Source organism: Tenacibaculum xiamenense (assembly GCF_964513065.1).
Classification (GTDB): domain Bacteria; phylum Bacteroidota; class Bacteroidia; order Flavobacteriales; family Flavobacteriaceae; genus Polaribacter; species Polaribacter xiamenense.
Genome location: NZ_CAZEQU010000016.1, coordinates 177,778 through 197,476 on the forward strand (window position 1 = coordinate 177,778; position 19,699 = coordinate 197,476).

The window sequence follows — 19,699 nt, forward strand, 5'->3', positions numbered from 1 at the left end:
AATAAATATTTTGCTTACTAATTCCATTCCATTTTAAAGCCAGCATTTTCCATTCTACTACCTTTGTTATCATGAACGGCAAAATCAAAACCAGACCTTAAACTATACCCTCCGTATTCTCCATTTTTATTCACTGCAATAAATCCTACTTGTAGGTACTCCATATCTTTATGGTTTCTATGTTTTTTATAAATCCTTTCAACGATCTCTTTGCAAGCTTCTGCTGGAGATTTTCCTAATCTCATTTGTTCAACTACCATCGCACTTCCTGCAGTTCTAATAACTGCTTCCCCTAATCCTGTTGCAGCAGCGGCTCCTACTTCATTATCTAAAAATAAACCTGCTCCTATTATAGGTGAATCTCCTACTCTTCCATGAAGCTTCCATGCAGCTCCACTTGTGGTGCAAGCCCCAAACAAATCTCCATTTTCATCTAATAAAAGCATTCCAATGGTATCATGGTTTTCAATGTTAATTACAGGTTTGTATTTTGACTTTTCTAACCATTTCTCCCAATCCTTTTTTGACTTTTCAGTTAGTAAGTTTTCTTCTTTAAATCCTTTAGACAATGCAAAGTTTAAAGCTCCTTTACCTGAAAGCATTACATGAGGAGTTTCTTCCATTACTTTTCTTGCTACTGAAATTGGATGCTTAATGCCTTGTAAAAACGAAACAGATCCACAATCACTATTAGAGTTCATAATACATGCATCAAGTGTTACTTTTCCCTCTCTGTCTGGAAGTCCTCCATATCCCACGCTTCTTTCATTAGGATCAGCTTCGGAAATCATAACACCAGCTTCAACAGCGTCTATTCCACCTCCTCCATTATTAAGGGTTTCCCAAGCCTTCTCTGCCGCTGGTAAACCGTGCTTCCATGTAGATATAATTAAAGGTTTATTAAGTTCTTTTTTTACAACATCTTTCTTTTCTTCCTTCTTTTGCTGACAAGCATACACCGTTGCTAGCCCCATTGTTCCGAACGCAGCCGTTTTTATAAATTTTCTTCTATCACTCATTCCGAATATATTTTTGATGTAGGAAACATGTTTGCTTTTGTATCTTTTGGAGTTTTTGACATCTTAAAAACCAAGCTTCCTCCCTTCATTATTTCATTATGTGTTATATAATACCTATTTATGGGCAAACCATTTAATTCAACAGTATCTATATAAATGTTTTTATCACTTTTATTTTTAACCTTAACTGTGAATTTTGTTCCTTCATTTAACTGAATTGTTGCTTCATTAAAAAGTGGAGTTCCAAAAGCATATATCCCTTGAGCAGGGTTTACAGGATAAAATCCTAAGCTACTAAAAACATACCATGAAGACATTTGGCCACAATCTTCGTTTCCACAATGTCCATCTGGTTTATTTTTATACTGAGTAGTTAATATTTCTTTTATTAGTTTTTGGGTTTTCTCAGGTTTATTCACATAATTATATAAATATGCCACGTGATGACTCGGTTCATTTCCATGCGCATACTGCCCAATCATACCTGTACTAAAAATGGGAAGTTTATCTTCGGGCAAAGGATCTAGACTAAACATTGAATCCAATTTTCTTTCAAAATTCTCAGCTCCACCTACAGATTTTATCAAACCTTCAATATCGTGTTGCACTGACCAAAAATATTGCCATGCATTGCTTTCACAATAATAGTTGCTATACTCTTTAGGGGTGAAACTCTCTAAAAATTCTTTATTATCATGTTTAGGTCTAAAAAAAGTGCTGTTTTTATCGTATAAATTCTTCCAGTTTTCAGAATGATTAGAAAAAAAAGTATATTCCTCTTTTTTCCCTAAAGCTTTAGCCATCTGTGCGATGCACCAATCATCATAGGCATATTCTAACGTCTTGGAAACCGACCAGTTTTCATGATGGTTATCGATAGGAACATACCCTAGTTTTCTATAAGCTCCAATTTGCCTCGAAGTATCCAAAGCACTTTTTTTACAAGCCTGGAAAGCCAGTTCTTTGTCAAACTTAATACCTTTAAAATAGGCATCAACAATAACAGGAACAGCATGATACCCTATCATCATATTGGTTTCATTTCCTTGCATTGACCAAACTGGTAGCAATCCTGTTTCTTTATAATGAGCAAGTAATGAGTTTATCATATCAGAAACCTTATCGGGGTGCAATATTGTATATAAAGGATGTGCTGCCCGGTAGGTATCCCAAAGAGAAAAAGTATCATATCTATTAAAGCCTTTCGCTGTCATTACTTTATGATTAGCTCCTTTATAATTATTGTTTAAATCACTTAATAAGGTAGGCGCCAACATACTTTGATAAAGCATGGTATAAAACACCTTTTTTTGGTCCTCATCATCTGTTGAAACTAGAATTTTACCAAGTTGTTTATTCCAAGTATTTTCAGCTTTAGTTTTATATTCCTCAAAATTAAATGTAGCTACTTCTTTTGCAACGGAGAGTTTAGCCCCTTCAATATTTGCTGTAGACAATCCAGTTTTTAAAACTATTGTTTCATTTTCATTCGTTGCGTATTCTAACGTAAGTTTTACCTTTTTCCCTTGAGCTACATTTTTAACCAGCGTATCATTTTTATACAATTTATAGGCTTTAAAAGCTTTTGATAGTTTTATTTGAAAATAGATACGTTGATCTTTAGCCCATCCTGAAGATTTCCTGTACCCTTCAATTGTTTTGTTATCTACAACCTTTATATAGGTATCTGTTGGACTATCCCAATTTAGTGCGTAGCCCAAATCAATATGGATTTCAGAGGCCGTATCTTCAGGAAAAGTATATTTATGAATTCCCACTCTTTTAGTGGTTGTTAGTTCTGCTTTGATATTATAATCGAGAAGATCAACACTATAATAACCAGGTGATGCTTTTTCTCTTTTATGAGAAAATCTTGAGTAGGGTTTGTAGTTATTTTCTTTTATTCTGCCTTTGAATTGGCTATTTGTAGGCATAATTAAAATGTCATACATATCTCCAGCTCCCGTTCCGGTCAAATGCGTATGAGAAAATCCCGTAATAATTGAATCTTTGTAGAAGTATCCTGCAATTCTATCCCAGCCCGATATTCCAATATCCGGGCTCAGTTGAACCATTCCAAAAGGAACAGTAGCTCCAGGATATGTATTTCCCGGTCCATCAGTTCCTATGAAGGGATTCACATAATTACTTAGCTGAACTATTTCTTCCTTTTTTGTACAATTTGAAAAAAACAGTGCACATAAAATAACTACAACTACTCGCATCTATTTTTTATTCTAAGTTCATTTTAAAATTCTTGATGGCTAACAAATATTCTTTTGTCAAATTATTTCCTTCGTAAAAAGCCACTCCTTTGGCTCCATTATTCTTTGCATAGTTCATTGCTTCTGTTAACTCTTCAGCAGATTTGAATGGAGGGATATAGATTGCTGTGTTCAATCCTACATTTCTTCCTTTTAAATCTTCCACTCCTTGTTTTGTTGCGTATGCTATCCAGTCTATTTCTTCATTATAAAAACCATGGTAAATCATTGGGTATACTTCGTCAATATTCCATTTATCCCAACGTTGTCTTACCATATGATCTGCCATTTCAGGATAGGGAAAAACTGCTGCGGTAAGCTTTTTGTTATGTTTTTTTACAATTTTATAAGCATCATCAACAATAGCTTTTACTGCATTCAATCTAAAGTTTTTCCATTCCATATCAATTGCTGGATTTTTACTTTCTCTAGGATTTTTATGATGTATTTCCTCAAATTTAGAAACACAAGCATCACAATAGCAATAATCAAATTCTGGCATTTCGGTTTCCTGCTTCAAATTATACTTTGGTAATAATCCAATGGGTAAGAAAATATCAGAATAACGAATGTAATCAAGGTGTACACTTTCTATTCCTTCTACTTTAGCTAAACCTTCAACCAGCCCTAAAATATGATTTCTCGACTCTTTATTCGTCGGACATAACCATTGGTAATAATCTACATATGGTCTTGAATCAAAGCAAGATTTCCCTTCTTTGTTTACGGCATACCATTCTGGATGCTTTAATGCTATAGAGTCACCAGGTCTGTTCATGGTCATAATCCATGCATGTACTCTTAGTCCCGCCTTTTTTGCTATTGGTACTAATCTTTGAAGTTCTTTAGGATCTGTTAACGTATTAATTAAAACTTCATCGAGTCCCCCTTCTTTATACTTTTTGAACTCCTTTTCATAGGCCTCATTAGTTTTTCCTTTTTTAGCTGTTATCCAAACACCGAAATCAAAAGATGTTTTCTTTTCCGTTGTACTCTTGTTTTCTTTCTTTGTTGCTTCAGTATTATTACAACTTAAAAAAACAGTTATTAATAATAGTATAGCACCTATTTTATACATTTTCATTGAAATTGGTTATTTTACGATTAATTCACCATCTTCTCTTATAATTATATTTTTGCCTGTAAATGGGCTTTCTACAATAACATTATAACCGAGACTATGGTTTTCTAGTTTGGGTTGTATAGTTTGATTTTTTATTTTAAAGTTTCCAAGTGATAGTTCCTCAATGGAGCGAGCCCATTTTTTATTTTTTCTGAAATAGGCTTTCTGTTTTCTATAAATTTCAAACAGCTTCCATTTTATTCTTTCATCATCTGGGATTTCAAATTCTTCATCAGCTCCTATTTTTTCAGTTGAAAAGAACACATACCCCCATTTCTCTGGTTCATGCATATTAACCACTCCTTGCGGCGACCAAACCCAGTTATATTCATGGAGTAGTTTTCCTTCTTTATTCTTTTTTCGTTCATACTTTCCTTCATTTAACTGATAATCCCAGTTAACTCTAGAAAAATTTACTCGCCAAAATTTATTTCTAGGAACATTGTCTTGAAAATAGGATGTTCTAAAAGTTTTCCATGGAATTGCTAGCTCCACGGTCCATCCTTTATCTATATCGTTTGGATTATTTAGTGTTCCATTAATTTGAATAGCAGACTTTAGCCCAGTTGCGTTCCAATCATTTAATACTGGTTGCTTTAACTCTCGGTAAGGTTTTGTTACAAAAAGGTCCCAAACAGTATTTAGGGCATTCATTTCAATTTCATAATACCCATGATTATTATTTTCTGGGTCAAGAAAAACTTCAAAGTCATTATTGTGAAAAACAATGGCATCGTGCTCTTTAATATCTGCCCAAACATGAGGCTCTTCGAGTTTTGCAAAAATGTAATAGTATTGCTCATCCCAAAGCATTTTTACATGGGTTTTATACTTTGTTTTCTTTTCGCCTTTTATATCAATGAATTCTTTTGTCCAAGTAGTTTCTTCCCATGATTTTTCATTAGCATACCCATCAATTATAATTTCTTCTGAAGTCTTATAAGCCACATAGCTACGGGGCTCAACTTTTTTTTCTTGAGCACAGCTTAAAAAAGCAACTCCAAATAAACCTATAAAAAATGTCTTATACTTAGTTATCATAAACTATTGTTTTTTACAAACTCAATTATTTCGCTAATATGCCCAAAAGCAACTCCTACTACCGTATCAGCACCTCCATAATAAAGTGCCACTTTGTCTTGAGCTATATCATGTAAAATACCACATGGAAAAAGAACATTTGGAACGTCTCCAACTTGTTCATATATCTCGGTAGGAGCCATTAAATATGGCTGTGATCTGTATTTGACAATACTCGGATCATTTTCATCCAAAATTGCTGCCCCCATTGAGTACCTAAAGCCATTACAAGTATTTATTACCCCATGATAAAAAAGTAACCATCCTTCATCTGTTAATATTGGAGCTGGACCAGCACCTATTTTTGTACATTGCCAGGCACTATCTTCAAATTTGGTAATTTTCATTACAGAACGATGCTCTCCCCAATATTTCATATCAGGGCTATAACTTATATATATATCGCCAAAAGGAGTATGACCATTATCACTTGGTCTGCTTAACATTGCATATTTTCCATTGATTTTCTTTGGAAATAAAACCCCATTTCTGTTAAAGGGTAAAAAGGCATTCTCACATTGATAAAATTTTTCAAAGTCGTAAGTGTAAGCTATACCAATGGTAGGTCCATGATACCCGTTGCACCAGGTTATCCAATATTTATCTTCAATTAAAACTATTCTAGGATCATACTTATAATCGGATGCTATCATTGTAGTATTTCCTTCTTCCATTACAATCGGTTCGTGCTCAATATTCCAATGTATTCCGTCTTTACTAAATCCGGCATGAATATTCATTTGCACCGATTTGTTATCACATCTAAAGATCCCAGCATATCCGCCCTTAAAACGGATAACAGCACTATTAAAAATACTATTTGATGAAGGAATAGCGTTTCTTTTTATTATGGGATTATTTGAATATCTCCACATAATTTCGTTACTCCCCTTTGGTCTATCTTGCCAAGGTATACTGCTTATTTTTGAATTTTCTTCTAACATCATTAAACCGTTATCTTTTTAATTTTATCTAACCAACTATATTTTAATATTACCGATGTAACTAGGAAAATTAGTAGCGATATTCCAGTCATTGTATAATCTCGAATAACAAAATATATTGGTAATATAATCATACTGGATTGCCAAATAACTCCTATAACACAATTTAACATATCAGCCCAAAAACTGGTATTCATCGTAATGTTTTCATCTTCTTCTTTTAGCACCTGGTAAACAGGTTTCCATACTCCCCAAGGTCTGACAGTTTTATAGAAATTTTTTAACGTTTCTATATTCGTTGGTTTCGTTAACAAAGTCCCCAAGAATGATCCTAGTAAAGAAAATGAAAAGAGTATTGGAAAAACATAAATAGCGTGAAGTTCACTTAATTTAAACAATAGTGTTCCTTGGCTAAAGGTTCCTTTGTATTGATCTAGTAAAAACTGTAATGAGGCTATTAATAATCCTGCTAACATTCCCCAAAAATATCCCCAACCATTAAATCTCCACCAAACCCATTTAAGAAAATTGGCAGCTACATACCCACCAAACAGAGCACTGGTTATCCAAAGTGTTAAAGAGTTAATTGAATTAGCAAAAAAGCCCATAAACACCCCTAAAACAACCACTAAAAAAGAAGCAAGATGACTCACCTTTATATAATGTTTTTCGCTTCCAGTTGAGTTAATATATTTTTTGTAGATATCATTTACTATATATGCTGGACCAGCATTAACAAAAGCGGAAAATGTTGACATGAACGCAGCTAACAATCCTGCTAATAATAATCCTTTTATTCCTACAGGTACATGATAGTTAATAACGTTTGGTAAAATAATCTCTAATGTCCTTCCATTTAAACCAGTATCTTTTAACATATCAGGAGTAAGAAAAACTAGCGCTAAAACTACAATACTGGCAATTAATAAATACCTTGGAATAAATAAAACCAGGTTGGTAAACCCACTCATATAGGCAGCTTCTTTTGCATTTTTAGTTGACAAGATTCGTTGCATATCATAACTTGGTGTTGGTCCAGCTATACTGGCAAAAAAACCTTTAAAAAGTGTCATTCCTATAAAAGCGCCAAACATTTTATAGCCTTCCTTATCTATTAAATCATTGAATGCTTGGTATTTTCCATCCCAGTGTTTATCTAATTCCCATCCAAATAATATATTTTTCCATTCTGTTGAAATAACGGAGTTTATTTGTGTACTATCTATTTCTATAAATACATAAACAGCTAATAATATTCCCGCCAAAACCATGATTAAATATTGTAGTACTTCCGTAGCCACAACGGAAAACATTCCTCCTTTTACAGTATAAATTGTTGTTAATGCAATTATAATAAGAGCGTAAGATTCACTAGAAGTTAATAACAATAAGTTGCCAAACTCTAAAGTAAAATCCCAAGGAAGAATTATTTCAACGAACTTACCTACTCCTTCAAAAAAATATGCTATAAACCCTATGGTAGCTATGACAGCAAAAATTGCTACGATAATATGAGACGCTCTTCCAGATTTATCATCACCAAATCTGGTTAAAATCCATTCAGAACCAGTCATTATATTTGACTTCCTTATCCACACGGCCAAAAACATCATTACAAAAATCTGATTCCATATGGGCCATAGCCACATAAACATAAAACTTTTGACTCCATATAAAAACAAGATCCCTACCATCCATGCAGTACCTGACACATCAAACATTCCTGAACCATTACTCAAGCCTAAATAATACCACTTGATAGAATTACCTCCTAAAAAATAAGACTTTAGACCTTTTGATGCTTTCTTTGAAACCCTAATTCCTACTATTAATGTTAACAGCACATATGCTACTATTATAAGTATATCAATTGTATTCATAAATGATGTCTATATACCCCAGTTTTTATTTGGTTTGTTGCTCATGATGAAATGAAGTTCTCCTCCATTTATTATTTCTTCATGATTTATATAAGTTCTATTTAATGGTTTTCCGTTTAAGGTAGCTGATTGTATATAGATATTTTCTTCAGATGCATTATCAGCTAAAATGGTAAACACCTTGGAGTCTCCCAGATCTAATGTTATTTTGTTAAACATTGGGCTACCTATTTGGTATTTACCTGATGCTGGGTTGTATGGATATAATCCAATGGCACTAAAAACATACCAAGCCGACATTTGTCCACAATCCTCATTTCCACTTAATCCATTTGGAGTAGTATTGTATTGCGTTCTTAAAATCTCTCTTACCCAATATTGTGTGCGCCAGGGTTGTTTTGCATAATTAAACATATATGCTATGTGATGACTTGGCTCATTTCCATGAGCATATTGCCCTATAAGTCCCGTTATATCAGCAGAAATATTATCACCAGTTATTTCAGATGACTCGGTAAATAACTGTTCTAGTTTTTCCTGGAAGTTTTTTTCTCCTCCATGCATTTTAATCAGTTCGGGAACATCATGTAAAACAAACCAACTATGTTGCCATGCATTACCTTCTGTATAATCTGTATGTTCTCTATGATTAGAATGTTTAGGATCAAAAGGTGTATTCCAACTTTTTTTATCTTTTGATTTTCCTCTCATAAATCCAGTTTCTTTATCAAAAAGAAACTTATATGCCTTTGATCTGTTCAGGAAAAACTCATAATCTTCATTCTTTCCTAATTCCTTAGCTATTTGCGCTACACACCAATCATTATAAGCGTACTCAAGTGTAATCGTAACCGATTCATCTAATAAATCATAAGGAACATAGCCATACTCTTTGTAATAATTCACCCCTCTTTCATCTTGCATCATTGTAACCTTCATGGCTTCATAGGCCTTTTCAATGTCGAAACTCCTATTTCCTTTCAAATAAGATTCCGCTATTACTGGTATGGAATGATACCCTGTCATAGTGTTTGTTTCGTTACCATATAAAGTCCAAACTGGAAGTACCTTTTTTACCTCATAATACAGCAACATTGATTTCACCATATCGGTTACTCTTTCAGGTTCTAATATTGTCAATAGAGGATGTTGAGCTCGGAAAGTATCCCATAATGATAGCGTTGAGTATACTGTAAAATCATTACCTGAAGTTATACTATCATTTTCTTTTCTAACATCTCCTGATACATCGCTAAAAGTAACTGGGCTCACTTGAGTATGATACAGAGAAGTATAAAATATTTTCTTGAGTGAGTCATTTGCTCCTTCAACTTTTATTCTTGATAAATTTCCTTCCCATGTCTCCTGAGCTTTATTTTTTATACTTTCAAAATCAAAGTTCAATGGAGTATCCATCATATTCTTTTCTGCATTCTCTACACTCACAGATGAAAGAGCTACTTTTACTTGAAGTACTGTGCTATTTTGTTTTTCAAAAAACAACTGTGCCCTTGTTTCTCCCAACGAATCATTCTTTATTATTTTTTGGTTTACAATAGGTTTTGAAAATTTAATACTATAAAAGACTTTTTGATTATTCGCCCAGCCTTTACTAAATCTATAACCTGATACTGTATATTTATCAGTTAAGCGAATACTTCCTTTTAAAGTTTTATCCCAATTCATAGTATATCCTAAATCAAGAACAACTGTTTGGTCATCATTTTCATTATAAGTATACTTGTGAAAAGCTGTTCTTTGACTTGAAGTTAACTCCGCCTTAATGTTATAATCATTAAGATAAACACTATAGTATCCAGGTATTGCTTTTTCCATACCATGGTAGTATCGCGATTTATAAGGTACATCATCTCTTTTACGAATTTCGGCTGCCATATTTACCTTTTTATTAACTGGCATTAATCGTATATCAGCTAAATCCCCTATACCCGTTCCACTTAAATGTAAATGGCTAAACCCTATTGTTAAAGAATCAGAATAGTGATAACCAGAGCACCAGTCCCAACCTGAAATACCATTATCTGGGCTTACTTGTAGCATACCAAAAGGAACAGTTGCCCCTGGATAGGTATGTCCATGTCCTCCTGTACCAATAAAAGGATCTACATGATTTACGTAGCTTTCACTTACAGTTGTTAATTTTTCATTTTTACATTGAATAAATCCTATAATAAATGAAAAGAAGCAAATAATATATATATTAGATTTTTTTAAATTTTTCATTAAACACCTATTAATCCTAAGTAAATATTCTCAAAAACTAAAAGTCTATAGTTAAAATTTAGACGAACAACAAAGCAACCAAGATAAATACATAATGCTGATAAAATGGACTCTCAAAGATTTTTTAAAATAACTTTTAAGCATCACATTATATTCTGGACAGTATATTTTTTGTTCAATACTTATAGATGGGGTAGATATTTTGACGATTTCTCCTATTCATTCAAAACGAATCTAATCGGATTTCCTATACACATGGCTCTCTGCTATTTAACCATCTATGTTATTATGCCCAAATTTGTGTATAAGCGAAAATACTTAATGTCTATAATATTAATAATTATAGCCATATTTACCATGGTTATCTTAAAATTTAACCTAACCTATTATTTAGTCAGTCAAAATGTATGGCCGGAAGGACCAGAACCTATTAGTTCTTTAAATACCGATTATATAATTGATATGATGATAGGGGAATTGTATGTTGTCACTTTTGTAACGGCTATAAAAAGTACAATAGATTGGATTAAGGAACATAAAAAATCTACAGATCTGGAAAAGTCGCAATTAGAAACTGAACTTCTTTTTTTAAGAAGTCAGGTTTCTCCACACTTTTTCTTTAATACATTAAATAACATATACTCTCTGTCTTTAGAAGGGTCAAAAAAAACACCAAAAATAATATTAAAGCTTTCTGAGCTTATGAGGTATTTATTATATGAAACTAAAGAAAAAAGACAAGAATTGAGGAATGAAATTATTTGCATTCAAAATTACCTAGATTTAGAACGAATAAGGTATGGCGATTTTTTAACCATAAATATGAATATTACTGGCGATATAGAAGATAAAACTATAACTCCAATGCTTCTCTTATCGTTTATTGAAAATGCATTTAAACATGGAGCTAATAAAAGTATAGAAAAAGTTAAAATTGATATTGACTTTAAAATTCAAGATGATTTTCTTTATTTTCGAATTTCTAATCCCATACCAAATAAAAATATTAATGAGGCTATAATACCTGAAAAAAAAGGTGGTATTGGATTAAAAAATGTAAAAAAAAGGCTAGAACTGGGTTATAAAGAAAGTGATTACACTCTCACTATTGATGATTCAAATCAACAATTTACTGTTGAATTAAAAATTAAAGTATAGATGAGTATTAAATGCATTATTATAGATGACGAACCTTTGGCTATAAATGTAATTGCTAAATATTTAGAAACCATTGACGATATTGAAGTTATTAAAACCTTCAACAATGGAATTCAAGCTATGAGTTTTATGAAGGATCATCAAATTGACCTTATTTTTCTCGACATAAATATGCCTATGTTAAATGGCTTAAACTTTATTAAAAGTTTAGAACATAAGCCTATGATTGCTATTACTACTGCTTATAAAGAGTTTGCTGCAGAAACGTATGAATTAGATGTTATTGATTATTTAGTTAAACCAATTTCTTTACCTAGGTTTATGAAATGTATCAATAAAATTTTTAAAAGCTTCTCACAAAAGAAAGTAAATCATTCAGTTGTAAATAAACGACCTTTCATTTTCTTAAGAATAAATAAGAAAAAAATGAAAAAGGTATACCTTGACGAAATTCTCGTTATTGAATCTCTAAAAGATTACCTGAAAATAACTACAACTACAGAACGCTTTATTATTCATCAAACACTAAGTAGTTTTACAGAACAACTTCCTGCTAAAAAATTTATTAGAATTCATAGATCGTACACTATTTCGATAGATAAAGTTGATTCTATTGAAGGCAACAGTATTGAAATTGATGGAATGCGCTATGTGATTGGTAGAACTTATATAGAAGAGGTTAAACAAAAAATTCTGAATTCTTCATCTTAATATAAGTTATTGAAGTAAAGGTTATATTTATTGACTCAACAGGCTACATTTCTTCTCAAAGGAAGCTAACTTTTAGCAACAAAAAACCATTTCAATACTGATTGTAAAAGAGTTAGTTTTAAACGAAAAAATGTAGTTAGTTTAGATTTTAAAATGTCAAGAATTATATTTGTTATCCATAATAAAAAAACTTCTAAAATAGTTTGCTATGAAAATCATCCAATACCTACTATTACTATTTATCTGTTTAAATTTCTCTTTTTGTAGAACTGCTACAGTTCAAAAAGATGACAGAATATTTGATTTCAACACGGTAGAAAAATATAGAATAACCAAAGAAAACAGTACCATTGTTAATGATTATGATTTTATTTTCAACCATGAAGAAGAATTGGAACTCACTAAAACTTTGCATGATTATAACATAAAAACGACGAATCAAATTGTAATTGTAACCGTTGGTTCTATTGAACCTTATAAGAACTTACAAAAATTTGCTAGTGACCTAGGTAGATATTGGGGCGTAGGAACAAAAGAAAAAGATAACGGACTTATCATTGTACTTTGTAAACCTTGTCGAAAAATAAGTATTGCCACTGGTTTTGGTACTGAAAAAATACTTACCGATGAAATATGTGCTGAGATTATAGACAATACCATTATACCTGAATTTAAAAAAGATAATTATTACTCAGGAGTAAAAAAAGGTCTTGAAGAGATAATCCGAAAATGGAAATAATAAAAAATTTAACCATGGTATAATTTTCCCTAACCTTCTCTTAAACACGAATACAAGCTCATAATTCTTCAGTATCTTTGTAATAAGACACAAACCTGTCGATTTTATGAAACTCCAGATTAACAATACCTTTAGTAAAGAATTACCTGCTGATAAAAAATTGGAAAACACAAGAAGACAAGTTTTGGATGCTTGTTTTTCATATGTTACTCCTAAGAAAACAGCAAAACCACAGCTTTTACATGCTTCGGATGAAATGTTAGATGAATTAGGAATTTCCAAAGAAGAAAGCTCTTCTCCTGATTTTCTTCATGTATTTACTGGAAATAAAGTTTATCAAGATACCCATCCCTATGCTATGTGCTATGGTGGGCATCAATTTGGAAACTGGGCTGGACAACTAGGTGATGGACGAGCTATCAATTTGTTTGAAGTGAATCACAACAATAAACAATGGGCTGTTCAATTGAAAGGAGCTGGAGAAACTCCATATTCAAGATCGGCAGACGGGTTGGCCGTTTTACGTTCCTCTATTCGAGAATACTTGTGTAGTGAAGCCATGTATCACCTCGGTATTCCTACCACCCGAGCCTTATCGTTAAGTCTTTCTGGAGATCAAGTTTTAAGAGATATTTTATACAATGGAAATCCCGCTTATGAAAAAGGAGCCATTGTATGTCGTGTAGCTCCTAATTTTATTCGTTTCGGAAGTTTCGAAATACATTCGGCAAGAAAGAATTACCCTATACTAAAACAATTAGCTGATTATACAATCTCAAATTTTTATCCTGAGATTAAAAGTTCTGGAAAGGATAAGTACCTTGATTTTTTCAAAGAGGTTCGAAATAGAACCATTGATATGATAATTCATTGGCAACGTGTTGGTTTTGTTCATGGTGTTATGAATACAGATAATATGTCAATCTTAGGGCTTACCATTGATTATGGCCCTTATGGATGGTTAGAAGGATATGATTCAAGTTGGACTCCTAACACTACCGATGCACAACATCGTCGTTATCGCTATGGAAACCAATCGTATATCGGATTATGGAATTTATTTCAACTAACCAATGCGCTTTACCCACTAGTTGAAGAAGTAGATCCTCTTCAAAAATTATTAGAAGAATACAATCCTCTTTACGAAGAAAAATACCTGGAAATGATGCGAACAAAACTAGGATTAAAAGAGAAGGATTCTAAAGACAAAGAAATTATAGGTAAACTTGAAGAAACACTTCAATTAATTGAAACGGATATGACGATTTTCTTCAGAAATCTAGCACAAATAAACAAAACAGAAAATGTAGAAGAGGCTATCGAAAAAATTAAGGAAGCTTTCTACAATGAAATTGAGTTTAAAGAAGAAACAAAACAACACTGGGAAGATTGGTTCACGCTCTATTTACAACGTCTTCAACAAGAATCTGCTTCTGACGCAGAACGATTGACATATATGAATACGATAAACCCCAAATATGTATTAAGAAATTATATGGCACAATTAGCAATTGATGAAGCTAATAAAGGTGAGTATAAACTTATTGATGAACTATATACTATACTTAAAAAGCCATATGATGAGCAACCGGAGTTTCAAAAATGGTTTGCCAAACGACCAGAATGGGCAAGAAATAAAGTAGGTTGCTCTATGTTATCTTGTAGCTCTTAACACACATTAATAAAAGTATTACTTAAAAACTTCTCTTTTTAAGTAGTATTCTTTTTTTAGAATTAACCGTTAAAAATTACGCAGTTTTTAAGTGATACTTTCTCTATACTATATTCAAGCAAAATGAAATATTCTTGACCTAATTAAGAAAATTAATTAGTTCAAACTAAAATCCAAATAAAATTTAGTCTCTTGAGGGTTCGGAATGTAAATGTTAATTTTCTTGTTTGATGTAAGGTAAACGAATAACATAATAATTGTTTTTAGGGAATTATAATGTAAAGGAAAATGATTCCTTCTTTATTAATACCCCTAAAGTATAATTGTAGTACTGTTTTTGGAAAATAGAGCAAAAAAATGTCTTAAATGCGAACTTTTTTCTTAGTAAAACCTTTAATAATTAACAAAAAACTAAAGAAACAGGCTAAACTTCAATTATTAAAAAAGACCACTTTCACATACAACAAAAACATTATCAACAACATACAAACTTAAAAACACTAAATGCTCTCAACAACTAATTAATTCGCAAAAAAATAGTATCCTTTTCCTATTTTGAGTATTTATCAGCTCTAATAGAACTCATAAATGACTATTATTTAAGCAAAATAGCCATATTGAGTAAACTGAATTGAAATAATCGTTTACAAAACGATCAGAGTGAACAACAGATAAAATCCAAAGCTCAATTATCTTATATAACTCTTAAATTAAATCGTACTTTTTAAACAAAAATTGTTTGTAGCTTTCCTTATCTGAAATATTTCCTTCTAATAATTGTAAAAACGTGGTATCGTTAATATAGTAAAACAAAAAAGCTTCCTGACTTGGATCTTCATACTCCAACTTCGTAAATACTCCTGTGAGTAAATCGATAAAAGGCTTTTTATTTTCGAACGCATTAAAATTAGGATCCATCTTTAATTGATACTGCAGTCTCCAACAATCATAATCGTTTTTGTCAATTTCAAATATTATTTCGATTGCTCTTTTTAAAATTCCTTTTGGGTCTTTTATCAAAACAAGTTCCTCACCTATTTTATCTAGCTTCTCTTTGAGCAACTGTTTGATTGTATCTAGTAAACCTTCTTTATTTTTAAAATGTTTGAATATAAGTCCCTCAGAAACACAAGCCTCTTTAGCTATTTTGGCCGTTGTTACTGAATTATAACCTTCTTTAGCAAATAACTGCAAGGCCACTTCTAATATTCTTTGTTGTTTGTCCGTCATATTTTTCAGGGGGATGAAAATATCATTATAGTCTCCAAATTTACTCAAAATGACCTCGGATTTCACAAAAAAACACCGTTATTATTTAGAATTTTTCTAAATTTCAACCACTGCGGTAAAAACATGATAAAAAAAGCTAAATTTATACGTAATTATCTGTATTCTTATACCTTAAAAAGTAAGTGAGTACTCACTTACTAAAACTAACCATGAAACCGATATGATATAAAGAGTAAAATCTTTTAAAAATCCGTTCCATCTGACTCTTAAAAACCCAAAACAGATGAAAAAAAACGTTTTACAGCTAATCATTCCTTTACTTCTGATTACAGGTTTGGTATTTGCATCTACAGTTAATGCGAAAAAAACCGATTACCGTAAAATTTCCTCCGCTAAAAAAATAAACAATGAGGAAACTCATGAAGCATTTAATAAGATGATGGATGTTTTAACTCACAAACGCTGCGTTAACTGTCACCCGAGTGATAATGTTCCAAAGCAAGGAGAGGATAGTCATCCTCATTATTTCGGAATGACTCGAGGTGAAAACAACATGGGCTACCAAGCAACAAAATGCACAACTTGCCATCAAAATGAGAACAACAACTTCTCTGGTGTTCCTGGGGCGCCTGAATGGAGTTTAGCTCCGCAAAGTATGCATTGGGAAGGTTTATCAAGAGTAGAAATAGCCAAATCAATGTTGAATCGTGAAAATAATGGCAACCGAAGTCATGAAGAAGTAATGCACCACTTAACCGAACACGCTCTTGTTTTATGGGCTTGGACTCCTGGTGTCAACGCCAATGGAATTCCAAGGGAACAACCTCCCGTTCCTAAAGATGAATATATAAAAGCCGTAAAAAAATGGTTTAAAAACGGTGCCATTATACCAGAAAAGTAAGGTATCATCAATATCGTACTAACTACATCTAACCACTGTAAACGAAAACAAAATCAAACAGATGAAAATCTCATTTAACATAAATAATTCACCTTCAACAATTGATATAGATGATCCAAACACTCCACTACTTTGGGTTGTTCGCGATTTGTTAAATCTGAAAGGCACAAAATTCGGATGCGGAAAAGCGGCATGTGGAGCCTGTACTCTTCATGTAAATGGTGAAGCTGTACGTTCTTGCTCATATGCTGTAAAATTCGCCGAAGGCAAAAATATTACAACAATTGAAGGTTTAGGAACAAAAGAAAAACCTCATCCAGTGCAACAAGCTTGGATTGATGAAATAGTTCCTCAATGTGGATACTGTCAACCTGGTTTTATGATGGCCACTGCGGCTTTATTAAACCAAAACCCTAACCCAACAGACGAGGATATTGACAATAACATTGTTAATATATGTCGTTGCGCAACGTATTATAGAATGCGAAAAGCCATTCATAGAGCTGCTGAATTAAACAATCAATCAACAGAAACTAAAACAGAAAGCCATGAGTAAAAATATTTCACGTCGCAAATTTTTAGTTCGTGGTGGTTTAGGAACTCTAGGAGTATTAGCCGTTGGAACTTATGTTTTCAGAAATCCTATAAGGAGAAGTGTATTAGAGATGACAGAAACTATGGCGCCTATGTATATGGGAAGCGGGACTGAACCAAATCTATGGTTCGAACTCACTGAAGATAATAAGGTGCTTTTTCATTCTCCTAAAGTAGAAATGGGACAAGGATCTTTTACAAGCTTTGCGCAAATGATTGCCGAGGAAATGGATGTAACTCTTAATCAAATTGACGTCATCGGTGCGGCTACAAAAACTGGAGTTATTGATGGTATGAGTACAGGAGGTAGTTTATCAGTTGGTGGATTATGGAAACCTTTAAGAGAGCTATCAGCTACTATGAAAGAAATGCTCAAAATTGAAGCTGGTAAAAAACTAGGAATCGATGCTAGCTCATTACAAACTAAAGATGGTATTATTTCAGGTGAAGGAAAGGCAATAACCTATTCTGAAGCCGCCAAAGGAGTTACAAAATGGGAGATTCCAGATACTCCTCCTTTAAAAGAATCTTCTTTTAAGTTTATCGGAAAACCTATCAAAAGAATTGATTTAGATGCAAAGGTTTTTGGTGATCCAATTTTTGGTTTAGACGCCGAACTACCTGATATGCTATATGGAATTATTGTTAGACCAAGTGCTATTGGAGCTACCATAAAAAACGTTGACGATAGTAACTCAAAAACGGCAAATGGTGTTGTTAAAATCGTTAGAAATGATAATTGGATAGGTATTGTTGCACAATCTTATGCTCAGGCACTAGCTGCGAAACATCTATTAAGCATAGAATGGGATATTCCTAATAAATGGACTGAAGCTGAAATTAGAGATATTCTGAAAGTTGGCAAAGGGAATGAAATGATTACTCAGAAAAAAGGAGATCAACTTGAAGAAAATGATTCCGAGATGATCACCATGGAGTTTTCGAGTCCTATTGGCGCTCACGCTCAAATTGAGCCTAACGGGGCGGTCGCTTCCTATTCAACTGATGATATCACTGTTATTCTATCCACTCAGGTACCCGGAAAAACACAAGAACATGTTGCTGAAGCATTTAATATTGATTCGAAGAAAGTAAATATTATTCCTACTTACCTAGGAGGGGGCTTTGGAAGAAGATTAAATACGAATCACGCCATTGACGCTGTTACGCTTTCAAAAGAAGTTGGAAAACCAGTTAAATATATCTTTAGTAGAAAAGAAGAATTCCAGCACGATTTATTCAGACCTCCAACACATCATATTCTAAAGGGTAAATTAAATAGTAATGGTTTACTAGAAAATTTAGAACATCATTATGCAAGTGGTGATGTTGCTGTTGGTTCAATTATTATTCCAAATGCTTTGCATTCCGTATTAGGAACCGACGTTGGAGCTATGCGCGGAGGAAATATAATGTATACCAACATTCCAAATTATAGAGCGGTACAATGGCATACAACATTACCTTTTGCAACAAGTTGGTGGCGAAGTTTAGGCTTACTAGCAAATACATTTGCCATTGAAAGTTTTGTTGATGAAATGGCCATTAAAGCAAATAAAAACCCTATAGATTTTAGATTGGCTCAACTCACTGATGAAGAACTTCCTCTGAGAATTAAAAACATAATTAAACTAGCCTCAGATAAAGCGAATTACTCAGACAAAGTAAACGGTAATCGTGCAATGGGATTTGCTGCTTCAACAGATAGTAACTCTCCTGCCGCTCATGTTGTTGATGTATCTGTAGAAAATAACATGATTAAAGTTCATAAAGTAGTTTGTGCCTTCGATTGCGGATTAATTGTAAATCCAGATCAAGTAAAAGCACAATGTGAAGGATCCATTATTATGGGAATGAGTGCTGCAATGTTTGAAAAAATGACACTTGAAGATGGAGAACTTTATCCAACAATATACGGCCCGTACGATATGGCATTAATGAAACATTCACCAAAAGAAATAGATGTTCATTTTATACAAGGAAAAGACATACCCTTACCCGTTGGAGAACCTCCTATGGGACCAATTGCAGCTGCCATTGGAAATGCTGTAAGAAGAATTACTGGGAAGCGATTAACAGATTTACCTTTAAGATTAGAAGGATAGTTTTAGGATTGTACTTTAGGAGTAATCAAATTAAA

At 32.8% G+C, this 19,699-nt stretch carries 15 protein-coding genes; 7 read left to right on the forward strand and 8 right to left on the reverse strand.

The features are described 5' to 3' along the window. Positions 1-17 precede the first annotated feature (17 nt). From ACKTTV_RS07520 to ACKTTV_RS07550, 7 genes are read right to left on the reverse strand one after another with little or no spacing between them, the layout of a single operon-like run. Positions 18-1,019 carry an isoaspartyl peptidase/L-asparaginase family protein gene (locus ACKTTV_RS07520; RefSeq protein WP_408030212.1) on the reverse strand — a complete coding sequence of 334 codons (1,002 nt, stop codon included), beginning with the start codon at positions 1,017-1,019 and terminating at the stop codon, positions 18-20. Continuing rightward, positions 1,016-3,244, reverse strand: a complete 2,229-nt coding sequence (locus tag ACKTTV_RS07525; RefSeq protein ID WP_408030213.1) for a GH92 family glycosyl hydrolase — start codon at positions 3,242-3,244, stop codon at positions 1,016-1,018. The genes ACKTTV_RS07520 and ACKTTV_RS07525 overlap by 4 nt, the downstream gene beginning before the upstream one ends. Positions 3,245-3,251: 7 nt before the next feature. Next, on the reverse strand, positions 3,252-4,367 hold the full coding sequence (locus ACKTTV_RS07530; RefSeq protein ID WP_408030214.1) for a family 10 glycosylhydrolase: 1,116 nt from the start codon (positions 4,365-4,367) through the stop codon (positions 3,252-3,254). Between the two features lie 9 nt (positions 4,368-4,376). Then, complete coding sequence (locus tag ACKTTV_RS07535) at positions 4,377-5,447, reverse strand: carbohydrate-binding family 9-like protein (RefSeq protein ID WP_408030215.1); 1,071 nt, start codon at positions 5,445-5,447, stop codon at positions 4,377-4,379. Then, entirely contained in the window at positions 5,444-6,433 is a 990-nt protein-coding gene (locus ACKTTV_RS07540; RefSeq protein WP_408030216.1) for a glycoside hydrolase family 130 protein, read from the reverse strand. The genes ACKTTV_RS07535 and ACKTTV_RS07540 overlap by 4 nt, the downstream gene beginning before the upstream one ends. After that, positions 6,433-8,310: a sodium:solute symporter family protein gene (locus tag ACKTTV_RS07545; RefSeq protein WP_408030217.1), complete on the reverse strand. Its 1,878-nt coding sequence runs from the start codon at positions 8,308-8,310 to the stop codon at positions 6,433-6,435. The genes ACKTTV_RS07540 and ACKTTV_RS07545 overlap by 1 nt, the downstream gene beginning before the upstream one ends. A 9-nt stretch (positions 8,311-8,319) precedes the next feature. Beyond that, a complete protein-coding gene (locus ACKTTV_RS07550; protein WP_408030218.1) occupies positions 8,320-10,554 on the reverse strand; it encodes a GH92 family glycosyl hydrolase in 2,235 nt (744 codons plus the stop codon). Between the two features lie 321 nt (positions 10,555-10,875). Between ACKTTV_RS07550 and ACKTTV_RS07555 the strand changes: the two genes are divergently transcribed. The 4 genes from ACKTTV_RS07555 (at position 10,876) to ACKTTV_RS07570 (ending at position 14,834) form a co-directional block, all read left to right on the forward strand. Further along, the gene (locus tag ACKTTV_RS07555) at positions 10,876-11,712 is read left to right on the forward strand and encodes a sensor histidine kinase (RefSeq protein WP_408030219.1); all 837 of its coding nucleotides are present in this window, start codon (positions 10,876-10,878) and stop codon (positions 11,710-11,712) included. After that, positions 11,713-12,423, forward strand: coding sequence for a LytR/AlgR family response regulator transcription factor (locus tag ACKTTV_RS07560; RefSeq protein ID WP_408030220.1), 711 nt, complete (start codon positions 11,713-11,715; stop codon positions 12,421-12,423). 208 nt (positions 12,424-12,631) lie between these two features. Continuing rightward, positions 12,632-13,162: a TPM domain-containing protein gene (locus tag ACKTTV_RS07565; protein WP_408030221.1), complete on the forward strand. Its 531-nt coding sequence runs from the start codon at positions 12,632-12,634 to the stop codon at positions 13,160-13,162. A 106-nt stretch (positions 13,163-13,268) separates the two neighbouring features. Next, the gene (locus tag ACKTTV_RS07570) at positions 13,269-14,834 is read left to right on the forward strand and encodes a protein adenylyltransferase SelO (protein WP_408030222.1); all 1,566 of its coding nucleotides are present in this window, start codon (positions 13,269-13,271) and stop codon (positions 14,832-14,834) included. 705 nt (positions 14,835-15,539) lie between these two features. On the opposite strand, the gene ACKTTV_RS07575 is transcribed toward ACKTTV_RS07570, so the two are convergent. Next, positions 15,540-16,112 (reverse strand): TetR/AcrR family transcriptional regulator, encoded by a 573-nt coding sequence (locus ACKTTV_RS07575; RefSeq protein ID WP_408030223.1) that lies wholly within the window; start codon positions 16,110-16,112, stop codon positions 15,540-15,542. Positions 16,113-16,347: 235 nt separating this feature from the next. Here ACKTTV_RS07575 and ACKTTV_RS07580 point away from each other — a divergent pair, with 235 nt between their 5' ends. The 3 genes from ACKTTV_RS07580 to ACKTTV_RS07590 all read left to right on the forward strand — a co-directional run bounded on the left by ACKTTV_RS07580 (position 16,348) and on the right by ACKTTV_RS07590 (position 19,664). Next, positions 16,348-16,965, forward strand: a complete 618-nt coding sequence (locus ACKTTV_RS07580) for a hypothetical protein (RefSeq protein ID WP_408030224.1) — start codon at positions 16,348-16,350, stop codon at positions 16,963-16,965. A gap of 61 nt (positions 16,966-17,026) precedes the next feature. Continuing rightward, entirely contained in the window at positions 17,027-17,521 is a 495-nt protein-coding gene (locus ACKTTV_RS07585) for a (2Fe-2S)-binding protein (RefSeq protein WP_408030225.1), read from the forward strand. Further along, a complete protein-coding gene (locus ACKTTV_RS07590; RefSeq protein WP_408030226.1) occupies positions 17,514-19,664 on the forward strand; it encodes a xanthine dehydrogenase family protein molybdopterin-binding subunit in 2,151 nt (716 codons plus the stop codon). Before ACKTTV_RS07585 ends, ACKTTV_RS07590 begins: the two co-directional genes overlap by 8 nt. Positions 19,665-19,699 lie beyond the last annotated feature (35 nt).

Coding starts and splice junctions, on each gene's coding strand:
- ACKTTV_RS07520 (WP_408030212.1), bottom strand. CDS start 1,019: ATGAGTGATAGAAGAAAATTTATAAAAACGGCTGCGTTCGGAACAATG.
- ACKTTV_RS07525 (WP_408030213.1), bottom strand. CDS start 3,244: ATGCGAGTAGTTGTAGTTATTTTATGTGCACTGTTTTTTTCAAATTGT.
- ACKTTV_RS07530 (WP_408030214.1), bottom strand. CDS start 4,367: ATGAAAATGTATAAAATAGGTGCTATACTATTATTAATAACTGTTTTT.
- ACKTTV_RS07535 (WP_408030215.1), bottom strand. CDS start 5,447: ATGATAACTAAGTATAAGACATTTTTTATAGGTTTATTTGGAGTTGCT.
- ACKTTV_RS07540 (WP_408030216.1), bottom strand. CDS start 6,433: ATGATGTTAGAAGAAAATTCAAAAATAAGCAGTATACCTTGGCAAGAT.
- ACKTTV_RS07545 (WP_408030217.1), bottom strand. CDS start 8,310: ATGAATACAATTGATATACTTATAATAGTAGCATATGTGCTGTTAACA.
- ACKTTV_RS07550 (WP_408030218.1), bottom strand. CDS start 10,554: ATGAAAAATTTAAAAAAATCTAATATATATATTATTTGCTTCTTTTCA.
- ACKTTV_RS07555 (WP_408030219.1), top strand. CDS start 10,876: ATGTCTATAATATTAATAATTATAGCCATATTTACCATGGTTATCTTA.
- ACKTTV_RS07560 (WP_408030220.1), top strand. CDS start 11,713: ATGAGTATTAAATGCATTATTATAGATGACGAACCTTTGGCTATAAAT.
- ACKTTV_RS07565 (WP_408030221.1), top strand. CDS start 12,632: ATGAAAATCATCCAATACCTACTATTACTATTTATCTGTTTAAATTTC.
- ACKTTV_RS07570 (WP_408030222.1), top strand. CDS start 13,269: ATGAAACTCCAGATTAACAATACCTTTAGTAAAGAATTACCTGCTGAT.
- ACKTTV_RS07580 (WP_408030224.1), top strand. CDS start 16,348: ATGAAAAAAAACGTTTTACAGCTAATCATTCCTTTACTTCTGATTACA.
- ACKTTV_RS07585 (WP_408030225.1), top strand. CDS start 17,027: ATGAAAATCTCATTTAACATAAATAATTCACCTTCAACAATTGATATA.
- ACKTTV_RS07590 (WP_408030226.1), top strand. CDS start 17,514: ATGAGTAAAAATATTTCACGTCGCAAATTTTTAGTTCGTGGTGGTTTA.